General features: G+C 34.6%; 13 protein-coding genes. 6 read left to right on the top strand and 7 right to left on the bottom strand.

Annotated features, from left to right (window positions below; all coding sequences use genetic code 11):
* The first annotated feature begins 6 nt into the window (after positions 1 to 6).
* Complete coding sequence (locus PL77_RS21235; RefSeq protein ID WP_044210002.1) at positions 7 to 1,278, top strand: Glu/Leu/Phe/Val dehydrogenase; 1,272 nt, start codon at positions 7 to 9, stop codon at positions 1,276 to 1,278.
* A gap of 86 nt (positions 1,279 to 1,364) precedes the next feature.
* On the opposite strand, the gene PL77_RS21230 is transcribed toward PL77_RS21235, so the two are convergent.
* Complete coding sequence (locus PL77_RS21230; RefSeq protein WP_044210000.1) at positions 1,365 to 2,516, bottom strand: DUF4421 family protein; 1,152 nt, start codon at positions 2,514 to 2,516, stop codon at positions 1,365 to 1,367.
* Positions 2,517 to 2,892: 376 nt separating this feature from the next.
* Between PL77_RS21230 and PL77_RS21225 the strand changes: the two genes are divergently transcribed.
* Positions 2,893 to 3,561 (top strand): peroxiredoxin-like family protein, encoded by a 669-nt coding sequence (locus PL77_RS21225; protein ID WP_052444614.1) that lies wholly within the window; start codon positions 2,893 to 2,895, stop codon positions 3,559 to 3,561.
* A gap of 104 nt (positions 3,562 to 3,665) precedes the next feature.
* Entirely contained in the window at positions 3,666 to 4,409 is a 744-nt protein-coding gene (locus PL77_RS21220) for an AAA family ATPase (protein WP_044209998.1), read from the top strand.
* Positions 4,410 to 4,467: 58 nt separating this feature from the next.
* Here the strand turns inward: PL77_RS21220 and PL77_RS21215 are convergent, their stop codons facing one another.
* From PL77_RS21215 to PL77_RS21200, 4 genes are read right to left on the bottom strand one after another with little or no spacing between them, the layout of a single operon-like run.
* Positions 4,468 to 4,884: a cytochrome c maturation protein CcmE gene (locus PL77_RS21215; RefSeq protein WP_044209995.1), complete on the bottom strand. Its 417-nt coding sequence runs from the start codon at positions 4,882 to 4,884 to the stop codon at positions 4,468 to 4,470.
* 16 nt (positions 4,885 to 4,900) lie between these two features.
* A complete protein-coding gene (locus PL77_RS21210; protein ID WP_044209994.1) occupies positions 4,901 to 5,152 on the bottom strand; it encodes a CcmD family protein in 252 nt (83 codons plus the stop codon).
* A 13-nt stretch (positions 5,153 to 5,165) separates the two neighbouring features.
* Positions 5,166 to 5,831, bottom strand: coding sequence for a cytochrome c biogenesis protein CcsA (gene ccsA / locus PL77_RS21205; RefSeq protein WP_044209992.1), 666 nt, complete (start codon positions 5,829 to 5,831; stop codon positions 5,166 to 5,168).
* Between the two features lie 22 nt (positions 5,832 to 5,853).
* Complete coding sequence (locus PL77_RS21200) at positions 5,854 to 6,528, bottom strand: heme exporter protein CcmB (protein ID WP_044209989.1); 675 nt, start codon at positions 6,526 to 6,528, stop codon at positions 5,854 to 5,856.
* A gap of 355 nt (positions 6,529 to 6,883) precedes the next feature.
* Between PL77_RS21200 and PL77_RS21195 the strand changes: the two genes are divergently transcribed.
* The 3 genes from PL77_RS21195 to fabV all read left to right on the top strand — a co-directional run bounded on the left by PL77_RS21195 (position 6,884) and on the right by fabV (position 11,706).
* Positions 6,884 to 7,972: a hypothetical protein gene (locus PL77_RS21195; protein ID WP_156152469.1), complete on the top strand. Its 1,089-nt coding sequence runs from the start codon at positions 6,884 to 6,886 to the stop codon at positions 7,970 to 7,972.
* A 131-nt stretch (positions 7,973 to 8,103) separates the two neighbouring features.
* Complete coding sequence (locus PL77_RS21190; protein WP_044209984.1) at positions 8,104 to 10,338, top strand: helix-turn-helix domain-containing protein; 2,235 nt, start codon at positions 8,104 to 8,106, stop codon at positions 10,336 to 10,338.
* Between the two features lie 180 nt (positions 10,339 to 10,518).
* Positions 10,519 to 11,706 (top strand): enoyl-ACP reductase FabV, encoded by a 1,188-nt coding sequence (gene fabV, locus PL77_RS21185; RefSeq protein ID WP_044209983.1) that lies wholly within the window; start codon positions 10,519 to 10,521, stop codon positions 11,704 to 11,706.
* Between the two features lie 71 nt (positions 11,707 to 11,777).
* Here fabV and PL77_RS21180 read toward each other — a convergent pair whose 3' ends face one another.
* Together PL77_RS21180 and PL77_RS21175 are read right to left on the bottom strand one after the other, a co-directional pair.
* Positions 11,778 to 12,269, bottom strand: coding sequence for a GNAT family N-acetyltransferase (locus tag PL77_RS21180; RefSeq protein ID WP_044209980.1), 492 nt, complete (start codon positions 12,267 to 12,269; stop codon positions 11,778 to 11,780).
* Positions 12,244 to 13,548, bottom strand: a complete 1,305-nt coding sequence (locus PL77_RS21175; RefSeq protein WP_044209977.1) for a peptidoglycan DD-metalloendopeptidase family protein — start codon at positions 13,546 to 13,548, stop codon at positions 12,244 to 12,246. Before PL77_RS21175 ends, PL77_RS21180 begins: the two co-directional genes overlap by 26 nt.
* Positions 13,549 to 14,212: the final 664 nt, after the last annotated feature.

Raw genomic sequence — 14,212 nt, 5'->3', positions numbered from 1 at the left:
ATTTACATGGGGTACATTGAACCTGCACCAATTACTGACAAGGAGAATCCATTTGAGTCTATGATGGAGCGATTCAATATCGCTGCCGAAAAGCTTGGGTTAGATTTAGAAACTTATGAGGTTTTAAAAAGTCCTGCAAAACAAGTGATTGTGTCATTACCCATTGTGATGGATGATGGCCATAAAAAAGTATTCGAGGGATACAGAGTAATACATTCCAATACGTTAGGACCTTCTAAAGGAGGTGTTCGCTATGATATGGATGTGAACCTTGATGAGGTGAAAGCGTTGGCCGCATGGATGACATGGAAATGTGCCGTTGTAGATATTCCATACGGAGGAGCCAAAGGAGGAATAAAATGTGATCCTGCCAATATGTCAAAAGGTGAACTCGAAAGGTTAACAAGAGCTTACACTGTAAAAATGTACGAAATCTTTGGTCCTGATATTGACATCCCAGCACCCGATATGGGAACGGGCCCACAAGAAATGGCTTGGATTATGGATGAGTATTCCAAAGCTCAAGGTAAGACGGTTCAAGCGGTAGTAACCGGAAAGCCATTGGTTTTGGGTGGTTCTCTTGGTAGAGTAGAAGCGACAGGTAGAGGCGTAATGGTTTCAGCTATGGAAGCATTACGTAAGATGAAAATCAATCCTAATGGTGCAACTGCTGCTATTCAAGGTTTTGGTAATGTTGGAAGTAATGCAGCCAAACTTTTAGCTCAAAAAGGACTGAAAATTACGGCAATCTCAGATCATACAGGAGCGTTTTTTAACCCAGACGGTATTGATTTGAGAGAAGCAAGTGAATATAGAGCTACTTATAAAACTCTTGAAGGTTTTACAGGTGGAGAGAAGATCACGAATGAGGCATTATTGGAACTGGAAGTAGATGTTTTGGTTCCAGCTGCGAAGGAAGATGTGATCAATATAAAAAATGCAGATGCCATCAAAGCAAAGTTAATTGTAGAAGGAGCAAATGGCCCAACAGGTGCTAAAGCAGATAAAATTCTACATGAAAAAGGCGTAGTTGTAGTGCCTGATATTTTGGCAAATGCAGGAGGAGTTACAGTTTCTTATTTCGAATGGGTACAAAACCGATTAGGTTATAAATGGACTCGCGATAGAGTAAATAGAAGAAGTGACAGAATTATGAAAGAAGCTTTTGAAAAAGTATTTGGTATTGCAGAGAAGCACAATGTATCTCTTCGTATCGCATCCTATATGGTGGCTATTACGAAAGTAGCAGATACTTACAAACTAAGAGGCTCTTTCTAAAGCCAATAAGCAGATGTTCGCCATTTGTTTTAAACATAAAGAAAATTAAATTTTACTTGGTTATATAGATTGAATAGGGGACAAGACTAATCTTGTTCCTTATTTTTTATATTGTTTTTTCCCATGACCGTGTCAATAGTTTGCTTAATAAAATGGTTAGTCCATTGAACTGTATTATTTAATCGAGGTCCCATATCAAAGCGATAACCACAATTCACCTCAAAATTGGTAAAGTAACTGATTGCTAAAAACTCTTGATCCAGAACCGAAGGCAATACACTATAAGTAATCTCTGAATTGACCGATAGTGTAATAAACATTCTCTTTGTATTATAACCTGCAGAACCTTTAAGATCTAAGGCAGGGATAAAAGCATAGTGCGTACCCGACTCAGTGGCTAATGTATAACTTTGATGTTGTGCACCAACTCCTATGCCAACCATAGCACCTAGGTAAAACCCTTTCCATACCAACACACCTGCACCTCCTCCAATTAAAGTGAGGTCATTCATCGTAAGTCGGCTCATCGTTCCAAACTTTGATTCAGGGTTTCTTGCTAATGGAGGAAGAAAAGGAGCACTAGCATTGTAATTTTCTGACCTATAACGCCCTTTAAAATAGGTAGTGAAGGCACTTCTAAGTTGTATTTCTTTTTGTTTAAAGATAGCCTTATAACTAAATTTTTTATTCGAAAAACGAACCGCATGAAGGTTGATCGACCGTGTGATAATATCACCTCTGATTAATTTTTGAGGGTTATTCCAAGTACTGTCATAAATGCCTGTATTCGTTTCTGTAAATCCCGAATACCGATAATATTCTGCATCCAAATACCATTTCTTGACAAATCCATCCACTCTTAACCGGAATACACTTGATTTTCCATAAATATCTTCATCGTACTCTGAAATAGGTGTCTGAACACTGGCACGAACTCCTAGGTTTCCAAAGCTGATACCAAGGCCAATTAAATAGCTGTTGTTGGGAACGTAAATGACATCTTTTGGGCGGTCTCTTAAAATCAGACCATCACTGTCCCACCAATTTTTAGGAGGGTAATTGTTGAAAAGTAACGTTAGTTTTGAGTTAGAGAGGAAGACACTTCCTGTAATTTTATCATTGATATCTCTCACATATCCATTCAATAGAGTACTATCTTTCAAGGATTGACCAAAGCTAAAAGAAGTAGAGGTGAAAGCGATAAGAAGAAATGATATGTAAATAAAGTGGTTACTCATACGTTGCAATGATGAAATAAACTCTAGAAAGTTACATTTTTTGAGAGTTAAGTTACAAAAAGAGAAGTCTTTAGGAGAGTTTTTTATAAATTAAGAAGAAATTCAATGATAAGTTTAATGCTAGAATAGATTATCATCAATTCTTTATTGTTTTCTGAAAAATCATTTTGCTTAATACAGATTTTTACCTTTAACCTTTTTGGTAAAACATAAAAGAATTCTTGTAGTATAGAAGGTTTAGATTTATATTTTTACATTTGTAAAAATGGAATGTTCGTACTAAAATTTCAGTAGATATTTTAAACTTTTTATTATTGAATTTGTTTCACTTTTTATTTGCTTCATTTATATTAAACACTCTGACTATTAATTAATTATGCTTAATTTTCAAATGCATTTCCCAAACATCAATTCAAACCGATTTTTAAAGGCAATTTTAATCTTAATTCTTGGTACACTATCGGCTACTGCCTTTGCTCAAAGTATACCAGGAAACGCCTCTGATATTTCACCTTTACTTATTGGTGAATATATCCCGAAAGATATTATTCTTCGTGACGTAGATGGAAATGAGGTCAACCTCAGAAAAGAGATGAATAAGAAGCCGACAGTACTCATTTTTTATAGAGGAGGTTGGTGCCCTTATTGTAACAGACAATTATCTGGATTAGGAGAGGTGTCTGATTATCTTGTAAGTATTGGCTATCAGATTATCGCTATTTCGCCTGATACGCCGGACCATTTAGCACTTACTTATGACAAGCATATGATGAATTACTCATTATTGTCTGATAGTGATATGATTGCAGCTAAAAGCTTTGGTTTAGCTTTCGAACTTACTGACAAGGAATTCAGTAAATATACCAACCTAGGGATGGATATTGTCATGACAACTGGAGGAAGACATAAGATGTTACCTGTTCCAGCGGTGTTCTTTGTACGTCAGAATGGTGAAATTAATTTTGAGTATATCAACCCTAATTTCAAGAAAAGAATTAGTTCATCTCTGTTAATTACAGCGGCAGAAACGATGAGTTCTGAGTAGGTTTTATCATATCATTCAGTTTTGGTGATAGGCGTCAGCGTAAATGATAATATAAGTGTTTATATTACAGTTAATAAATCTTTAACCTATAAAACACTACTGTCATGGACGCAAATATCTATTCTCAACTTATTAAAAACATTGAATTACAGTTTCGGAAAAAATTGAAGAAACATCCTTATTCTAAAGGAATGGTGGTGACTATTTCAAGAGAATATGGGTCAGGTGTAAGAGATGTTGGAGAAAAATTAGTACAAAAACTGAATGATCAAAAGATTGGTTTCAATCTTAATGAGCAACCTTGGAAACTTATTGATACAACTGTCATCCATGATCTTTCTGAAAAATTAAAAGTTTCATATAAAGATGTGGAGGAATATGTGCCTTTTGAAAAGAAAGGTTTTGTAGAACAGTTAATCCATTCTTTTGGTAAAAATTACAATAAATTAGACGGCCATCTAACTTCAGCTTTGGAAGCTGTAATGCATACTTACTTTGAAAGAGGTAATGTAGTGATCTTGGGTAGAGGAGGAGGATTCTTTGCTTCTACATTGAAGAATGCTTTAAGAATAAAAATCAACAGTACCTATCAGTTTAGAGTTGGTGAGATTATGAAAAATCATAATTTAACCTACAATGATGCTAAACTAAAAATGCTAGAATTTAGCAAGTTGAGAAATGATTTCTTGGAGCACATTCAAAAAGGAAATGAAGAGATCCATGATACCGTCATTGATCGTACGCGATTAGATGATGACACGCTAGCAGATTATCTTCTGTCTTTTACAAGTGCCAAAGCAAAAGATCTAACAAGATTGAAAAATACAGCACAGTTAGAAAAAGTTTAAATAAAAAAGTCCCTTCTGATCAAGTTCAGAAGGGACTTTTTGTGTCTAGACTGAAATATTATAACTCAGTTTCTTCGTATTTTGAAGGGCATTTCATCAAAATTTCACTAGCAAGAAATTCTTGACCTTCGCCTTTTGCTCTACCAATTACCACTACTTTTTCAGATTTTTCAAAATCTCTCATTGAGGCAGGGGGTGAATAGCAAACTACTTTCTTTACCACGTTTTTGTCGTCCACTAAAGTAAAGGCAAGGTAATTAGGGTCTTTAGAAGGATTATAATCAATACCGATTACATTTCCATTTTTGTCTTTTTGAAGCTCACCAATCACATGAACTTTTGATGTGTTTCCATCTTCTGCTAAACTGTAAGCTTCAGTGAAATCAACATATTGACTCGCATCGCCGGCAGTGACAACTAGAATACTGATCATTACAGCAATGATCACTAATCCAAAAATATGAGACTTTTTCATAATGTGTTTAGATGTTTTATTGTTCTTCTACCATTTTCTCCAACTTACTTACCTTTTTATCTACCATAAAAAGATAAATCGTCATACCAACCCATAAAGCTGCAATTACAGCTACAACAACGTATATTTTTCCATTGTCACGCATTAGGTCGGCCATTTCTACGCTACTGTTACCATAGTCATCAGAAGTGATAGGAATTTTATCTTGAGCAATTGCATTGATCACGGTTACTAATGCTAATGTGATCATTGAAAGCATTTTTTTCATTGTATATATAAATTTACTCGTTTTCTAATAATTGATTCTCCACCGTTCTCATTCTTACATTCAAACTGGTAAACCATACGCCTAGTAATGTCCACCCAATGATCGCAGGATAAAATACCAAACGAAGTTTACTGTCCAAGTCATAGGCATTGAAACCTGGGTTACCTCCGTTGCCTGGGTGTAAAGAGTCCGTAAGGCGTGGAAGAACGAAAATAAGTGGAATAAATATCGCAAAAGCAAAAATGTTGAAAATAGCACTTATTCTTGCCTTTTGTTCTTCATCTTTGAATGAACCTCTCAGGATTACATAAGCAAAGTAAAACATCAAACCACCTGCGGCACCGTTTTGTTTAGGATCTCCACTCCAGTAGGCTCCCCAAGTGAATTTGGCCCAGATCATACCAGTGACAATTCCCAAAATTCCAAATAAAATACCTGTATTGGCTAGTTCAGCAGCCCATAGGTCGTGTTTTAGATCTTGAGATTTTAAATATTTGATAGAATAAACCATAGATGCTAAAAGCACGATGATCATTCCAAACCACATCGGAACATGGAAATATAAGTTTCTGATTGTTTCGTTTAGTATGTCTAAGCGAGGGACTTCCAGTAATAATCCACCTATAATGGTATAGGCCATAAGGACTAATGCTGTAATTTTCCACCAAGCACCTTTCATTGCTGTTTAATTTAATTTTTATCTAACTCCTCCAAAGATAAGGAAATAGGAGATAGGAAACTGTTATTACAATTATATCAATTGCTAAAATGATCATGATTTCATCTAGGGTTTGACTCCTTGCCAATCCATCAATTGCATTTTTAGAAGCTTTGATCAACATTAAAATCATCGGTAAAATAGCCGGAAGCCCTAAGATGGCCATCAACGTATTATTACCTTGAGCTTTGGAGGCAATACCTGCCACCATTGTAAGAGAAGAAGAAAAACCAATGGCTCCTAATCCTACACATGCTGTAAACATCCAAGGATCCTGAATAGGGTTACCCAATACGATGCTGTAAACTCCTAAACCAAGGAAGGCAACAAGCAACATCAAAAGAGCATTGTAAACAATTTTTGATAAAATAATGGATTGCGGGCTTACCAATTGGTAGTAATAAAAATGTCTTCCTCCTGCTTCTTGTGTGAAGCTTTTGGATGCTCCATTCAGAGCCGTGAATAATTGTATGATCCAAAAAAGAGTGTTCCAAGTGATAGGGGACAACTCAACTCTACGTTGATTAAAACTCAAATAACAAACGAAAATTGTACTTATAGTATACAATAAAAGTCCATTAAGGTTTGAACGCTCCCTCCACTCCAATGCAACTTCCTTTCGGACTAATACATTTATTTCTGAAAATATTGACTTCATATTAATATTTAAACACCGCAAAATTACCAAAAAATCATGAATAGATCCAATTGAAATTGAAACTTACTTTTTTTGGCACTTTATATGTTTGTAGGTTTATACTATAAGTGTTTAAGCCTACCGGTTTTGTGCTTATTACCAATTAAATGCTGCAATAGAGTTACTTACTGTTTCTATTCCTTCATAACCTAATTATAAAAATTTTAGAATCGTTTTAAATATTGAGTTGTGTTAGAATTGAAGCAGTGTGTGAAGTAGCGAAAATGTATTTTCTTGGTTTTGACTTTTAAATTATTTCGTCTTTTAACTTTAAATACTCTTACGGTGTTTTCAGCAGAAAATGCAACCAAATTATATGAAACAAACTTTTCTATATATTTCACTCTTATCTAGCTTACTCTTATTTGATGGATGTGTACCCAAAGTTTGTCCAGCATATATCAGTTCTTTTTATCAGAAAGATGATACAAGTAGTTTGTATTATGTGAAAAATACTCCTGATTCGCTCAATGATTATTTTGTGCCTATTGGAGATACAAACTATACTATAAAAGGGCAGGTATCATACATTAGCTATTTTTTAGATAGAGATTCTGTTGAGACCAAAGAAGAAGAGTTATTTGCTTCAAGAGAAAGAGGATGGAATGGTATGGTAGAACCTAGAGGAAATTTTTATCAGAAATTTCTTAAAACCGAAGAAAAGAAAGCCAACTCTAATTACCCCAATTATATCATCGGTCTTCAGCATAATCCTTATCCATTGGAATTAACAGCGGAAGATTCGGTAATCGATTTTATTCCTGAAGATAGTATTTACCTTGTTTCAGCATCAGATTCTTTAGAGAACTTATTGTTTGCTGGCGGTCCAGGTTATGATGATTCAATGGTTGCCGAAGAACTTCCTGAACAGGAAGGTGATGAAGCAAACGAAGAAACTGGAGATTCTCTTCCTCCAATGCTTTACGATGGCTATTTCTACATGCAAAAATATGGAGAAAGAGTAGCAAGGGAAGATAGTATGCGTGCTGGATTCTTCTTAGTACCGGATTCTATGTACTTGGTACACCGTAAATGGTTTGAAGTGTGGAAACCAAAATACTATATGATTCCGAAGAGTGTCTTAGACGCAAAAGATGCCAATAAGATGGCAAAGTATGAGACGGATTCTTTATCACAATTACCTCAATATGATTCATTGGGTAATGAAATTGTGGTAGAGAAAAAAGGACTATTCGGAAAGAAAAAGAAAAAAGAAGAAGAGGCTGAGGATGGAGAAATTACTGATGATTCATCTAACTTCGATGATGTTTCTTCTGTCGACGATGAAGCCAATGAAGAAGATGAACCAAAGAAAGAAAAGAAAGGTCTTTTTGGTAAGAAAAATAAAGATAAAAAGAAAGAAGAAGAGGATGCAGCACCTGTCACTGAAGACGAAGATTGGTAGTATTCATCTTTGAAAATAACACAACCCCATTTTAGCAATGACTAAGATGGGGTTTCTTTTTGTACAATTACTTTAATTTATCGAAATTGACCCTTCGAATTTAATCGCAATCCTATTTAAAATTACGATTCATGGAAAATGTACATGCTGACCTCGTTTCTCGCTATATTAATACTACAAACTGTAATGTTTTTCTAACAGGAAAAGCAGGAACTGGTAAAACGACTCTACTTCGATCAATAGAAAAAGAAACGCATAAAAGTGTTGTGGTTGCTGCCCCGACAGGTATCGCAGCGATAAACGCTGGAGGAGTAACCGTTCACTCCTTATTTCAAATGCCCTTTGGAGCTTTTATTCCCGATGAAAATCTTCAGTTTAATGAGAGAGCGACAACAGTTGCCCATGTAAATACACCAAAGTCCTTACTGAAACAACTTTCGATGAAGAAGTCGAAGCGAGATATACTTCGTAATATGGAACTTCTGATTATCGATGAGGTAAGTATGTTGAGAGCGGATATGTTGGATGCGATTGATTTTATATTGCGATTAATCCGAAAAAGAAAAAACGAAGCTTTCGGTGGCGTTCAGGTGTTATTTATTGGCGATATGCTACAATTGCCTCCTGTAGTGAAGAATGATGAATGGATTTACCTTCAAAAATACTATCATAATGCGTACTTTTTTAGTGCAAAGGTTTTTCAAGAAACCTCTTTGGTACACGTCGCTTTGGAAAAGGTATACAGACAATCGGACCCTTTGTTTGTAGAGGTATTGAATCATCTCAGAGAAAATAAAATCACACAAGATGATTTAAAAGTACTCAACTCATTTTATGATCCGGATTTTGAACAATCTTTGGAAGATGGATATATACAGCTGACGACTCACAATAAAATAGCACATGAAAAAAATGAAGGGTGGTTACAAAAAATAAAAGCTAAGGAATTTAAATATCATGCTAAAATAGAAGGTGATTTTAATGAAAATCAATTCCCGAATGAAGATACTTTGAGGCTAAAAAAAGGCGCTCAGGTGATGTTTATTAAAAATGATTACTCTGGGGAATCGAGGTATTTTAATGGTAAAATTGGTAGAGTATCTTCTTTATCGAACGACAGTGTTTATGTCAAGTTTGATGATGGAGAAGAAGTGAATGTAGAACCTTATGTTTGGGAAAATAAAAAATATGTACTCAATAAGGAAACCAATGAAGTTGAAGAACAAATTATAGGAGAGTTTCACCAATATCCATTACGATTGGCTTGGGCAATTACAGTGCATAAAAGCCAAGGCTTAACTTTCGATAAAGCGATTATTGATGTAGGTCGAGCTTTTGCTGCAGGGCAAACTTATGTTGCTTTATCAAGATTGACAAGTTTGGATGGACTTGTGTTGTCTTCGCCTATTTCAGCTAGGGGAATTGATATTGACCGTCATTTGAGTCACTTCACACAGAGCAATCAAACGGTTGAAGAATTGACACCTATTTTAAAGGAGCAAAGTAAAAACTACATTTATCATACATTATACAACTCCTATAATTTTCAGTTTCTATCAGAGCAACTTTTAGAGCATGTTGCTTCTTATATAAAGGACGGAGGAACCTCAAAGAAACAAGCACATAGAGAATGGGCTAAGCAAATTCATGAGAAAGTAAAACAACTAGTGAAAATTGGGAATAAGTTTATTCATGAAGTACACAAGACCATTACGGAAGAGAAACCGGGTTATATTTTACATCTATTAGAAAGAGTAAATAAAGCCAATAAGTATTTTGATGAGCAACTGAAAGCTGAGCACACCAATATTCAAAATAAACTGACTTCATTAGATGGTGTAAATGGTGTGATGGGCTATAGAAATGAGTTGATTGCATTAGCTTCATTGTTTTATAATCATGCAAAGAAATTGATGCGTGCAGAACGTCTGATTATTTCTTATCAGAAAAATGAAGACCTGAAAAAGAACGATGTAGGAAAACCTGATTTTAAAATTGCACACAAAGCCACGGAAGTCAAGTCTTATGATAAACCTAAAGCAAAAACAGGAGAAGGTAAAAAGCCAAAAATGGCCACACATATTCAAACTTATGTCTTATTCAGGCAGGGAAAAAGTATGGAGGAAATTGCCAAAGAAAGAGGGATTTCTCTCAATAGTGTTGAGTCACATTTTGCGAAGTTGATTGCTCTTGGAAAAGTAGATGTCAAAGAAGTGCTGTCCAACAAGAAACGTATCATCATTGAAGGTGAATTGGAGGAAACGGAGACAATGTCTCTGAAAGCCATCAAAGAAAGTTTAGGTGATCGTTATAGTTATGCTGATATCAAATTTGTGATAGCATCTATTGAAGCATCAAAATCTTAAAAGGAAATTTTATACAATGGGTGATTATTCATTATTTAAAGAATCCTATAGTTTTAAGGAATATATAGAGCACTGAATTATAAATCATAAAAATTATTTACCTTTGGGAGTTCAAAAAATAGGACCATTTATTTTTAAGTCATATTCCGTTGAAATGACGGAAGTAAACAAAGAACAAAAATGATTATTGAACCTAAAACTAGAGGTTTCATCTGTTTGACAGCACACCCAACAGGATGTGAGCAAAATGTGATCAATCAGATTGACTATGTGAAGTCAAAAGGAGAAATTAACGGTGCTAAAAAAGTATTGGTAATTGGTGCATCTACAGGTTTTGGATTAGCATCTAGAATTACATCTGCATTTGGATCAGGAGCATCAACTATCGGTGTATTTTTAGAAAAAGGTCCATCAGCAGGTCGCCCAGCTTCACCAGGTTGGTACAACAGTGCTGCTTTTGAGAAGCACGCAGCTGAGGCAGGTTTATATGCAAAAAGTATCAATGGCGATGCTTTCTCTAACGAAATCAAGCAGCAGACTATCGATATGATCAAGGAAGACTTAGGTCAAGTTGATTTAGTAATTTATAGTTTAGCTTCTCCAGTAAGAAAAAATCCTAATACAGGTAAAAGACATAAATCGGTTTTAAAACCAATCGGAGATGTATTCTCTAATAAAACAGTTGATTTCCATACAGGTAACGTTACTGAGGTAACGATCCAGCCTGCCAATGAAGATGATATCGCCAATACTGTTGAAGTAATGGGTGGTGAAGATTGGGAAATGTGGATTGATGCGATGAAAGAAGCAGGTGTTTTAGCGGACGGCTGCCAGACTTTTGCTTATTCTTATATCGGACCAAAATTAACAGAGCCAGTATACAGAAAAGGTACAATTGGTGCTGCTAAAGACGATTTGGAAGCAACTTCTTTTAAAATTGCTGAAAAATTAAAAGAAATCAACGGTAATGCAGTAGTTTCTGTCAACAAGGCATTAGTTACTCAAGCTTCTTCGGCTATTCCTGTTATTCCTTTATACATTTCTTTATTGTATAAGACAATGAAAGAAAAAGGAATTCACGAAGGTTGTATCGAGCAAATCCAACGTTTGTATGCTGACCGTATCTATGGAGACGACATGCAATTGGATGAGAAAGGTAGAATTCGTATTGACGATTGGGAAATGCGTGAGGATGTTCAAGCGGAAGTAGACAAGCTTTGGGCAATCGCTACAACTGAAAACTTATCAGAAATTGGTGATCTTAAAGGATACTCTGACGACTTCTTTAACCTTTTCGGTTTCAAAGTGGAAGGTGTAGATTATGATGCAGATGTAAACGAAGTAGTAGAAATTCCTTCTATTTCATAGTTTATAATCATTCTGATATAAAAATCCCACATCGTAAATCTTAATTAAGGTTTATGATGTGGGATTTTTCTTTAAAGCATTTTTTCATAGCAATTGAACAGGCCTTTTCTAAAAGTGACTTGTCCAAGATTTTGATACCCCATTTTTTCGTACAAAATATTTGAAACAGGGTTCTCAGTGAAAGCATCAAATCGTAAAGATTTCAAATTATAGTTGATTGCTAATTCTTCTCCAAACCTTACGAGTTGTCTTGCAATTCCTTTACCTTGGAAATCTGCATGAACAGAAAGACGATGCATTACTAGAAAGTCATCACTACAGTTTAACCATTCAATATCATTGTATTCAATGTCATATTCTTGATTGAAGATTACATATCCAGCCAATTTATACTCATACAAAAAGCCATATGCGTGTTGCTTCTCAATATCTTGTTGAATATCGTTGAGCGTAGGATAATGTTCGTCCCATTGGTCAATACCCATTGCTCTCATTTTTGTAATCACGCTTTTTACAATTTCTAATGCACTTTCAGCATCACTTACCGTCAATCGCCTGATCATATGCTGCTATATCTTTTTCCGGTTGTTTGATTTTCATTTTGTCCAAATTCTTTTTGATCGGCTTAATTACCGACTCATATGATGAAATTAAAGAATCTGGAAGTGGATCTGATGAAGGAATTTCCTGTTTTCTAGGATCTACTTGCTTCCCATTTTTCCAAAACCTAAAGCAGAGGTGAGGGCCTGTTGCTAGTCCAGTTTTACCTACATAACCAATGACATCACCTTGCTGTACTTGCTTCCCTTTTTTGATGCCTTTTTTGATTTTTGACATGTGGAGATATTGCGTTGTATAGACAGAGTTGTGTCTTACTTTTACGTAATTTCCGTTGTATTTAGAGTACCTTGCTTCTATAATTGTACCGTCCCCAACACTATGTATTGGTGTTCCAATTGGGGCCGCATAATCGGTTCCTAAATGTGCTTTAAACCTTTTTTGAACGGGGTGATATCTTCTTCTTGAAAAGGACGATGAAATCCTAGAAAAGTGTAGAGGAGCTTTTAAAAACTCTTTTTTCAAACTATTTCCTTTTTCATCAAAAAACTGCTTTTTACCATTAAATTCATATTCAAAAGCATAATATTTTCTATCCTGATGTTTAAAGTAAGCGGCTTCAATGTGATCAATTCCAATGACGTTATTGTCAACGATTTTCTCATGTAATACTACCTTAAACTCATCTCCTTTTTGAATGTGGAAGAAATCAATTTGCCAAGCAAATACATCTGAAAGTGCATTTACTAAAACAGGGGATTCATTTAAATCCATCAGTGATTGATAAAGAGAGTTGTTAATCGATGCAGAAACTTCTCTTTTATTGAGTGTTATAGGTTTGTCGCCTGTATATACTTTATTACTATCTGACAGATCAAAAACAATATAATGAATAGGATCTTCTTGGTAGATGAAATATTGCAGTGATTGTAGAGAATCATTGGCTTTCAGTAAAGTATAATCATTGCCTCTTTTTAATTTTCGTACATCAAAAACAGGTTTAGCATTATTAGCTAATTGAAAAATAGTAGGAAAGCTAACGTTATTTTCAGAAAGAATATCAGAAAGGTTTTGATTCCTTTTGATAACATTTTGTTCTACAATCAAGCTGTCTACATTGATTTTGTATAAATAGTTTGAAGAATCAATAACTGTCACTAATGTGTCTTCCAAAATAAGGTCTGATTGATCTTCATGTTTAGAACTGAGGTCACATGAATAGAATATTCCAGTAACAATAATAAAGCAAGTGATATATCTAAATGAAAGTAGGTCTTTAAACATAAAGAATGAAACGTTTGTAGTATGGTAAACTCTAAATACTTTTAGCCGAAAGTAAAGTATATCATCCTGCTTTCCAATACTTAAAAACTACTTTATAGTACAGTTTAACTTGAATTAACTTCAAACATAAAGTATTGTTCTTTTTATACTGTTAAATCATCTCAACCCACCTTTTTTCAATTTTAGGCTTATCATTCATTTCATCATTATTAGAAACCTAAATCTTTATCCCTAATCAAAAATAAATAGATAAAATCAATATTTTTACTGCTATCCCAAAGCCCTTAATTTAATTAACGTAACCAATTCCCTTTAATTTATAATTGACCGTTATTAAATAGATGTTAATGTTAGTGCGAATAGAGAAAGTTCTGTGTGTTATGATCACCGTGTTTTCCATAGTAAACTAACGGATAAATAAGTACTTAAGTGAAGTTAACTTTTATTTACGAGTAGGTAGTAGGTTAGTTTCTGATAAGTAAACTAGCGTTTTGACTGTGAATAAATTGTAATTTTTAACAAGTAAACGGTGTTAGGTCGTTTTTTTTTGTTCAATTACCTTAAATATTTTACATTATTTATGAAAATTTTAATATATTGTGCCTGTTTTAACCTCAATATTATTCAACAAAATTCAATTAAATATACTTATTGTGAGCTACTT

Origin of the sequence: Flammeovirga sp. OC4 (assembly GCF_000812565.1) — a bacterium.
Taxonomy (GTDB): Bacteria; Bacteroidota; Bacteroidia; order Cytophagales; family Flammeovirgaceae; genus Flammeovirga.
Note: the sequence above shows the minus strand (reverse complement) of the source record. Positions and strands in the feature narration are given on the sequence as shown.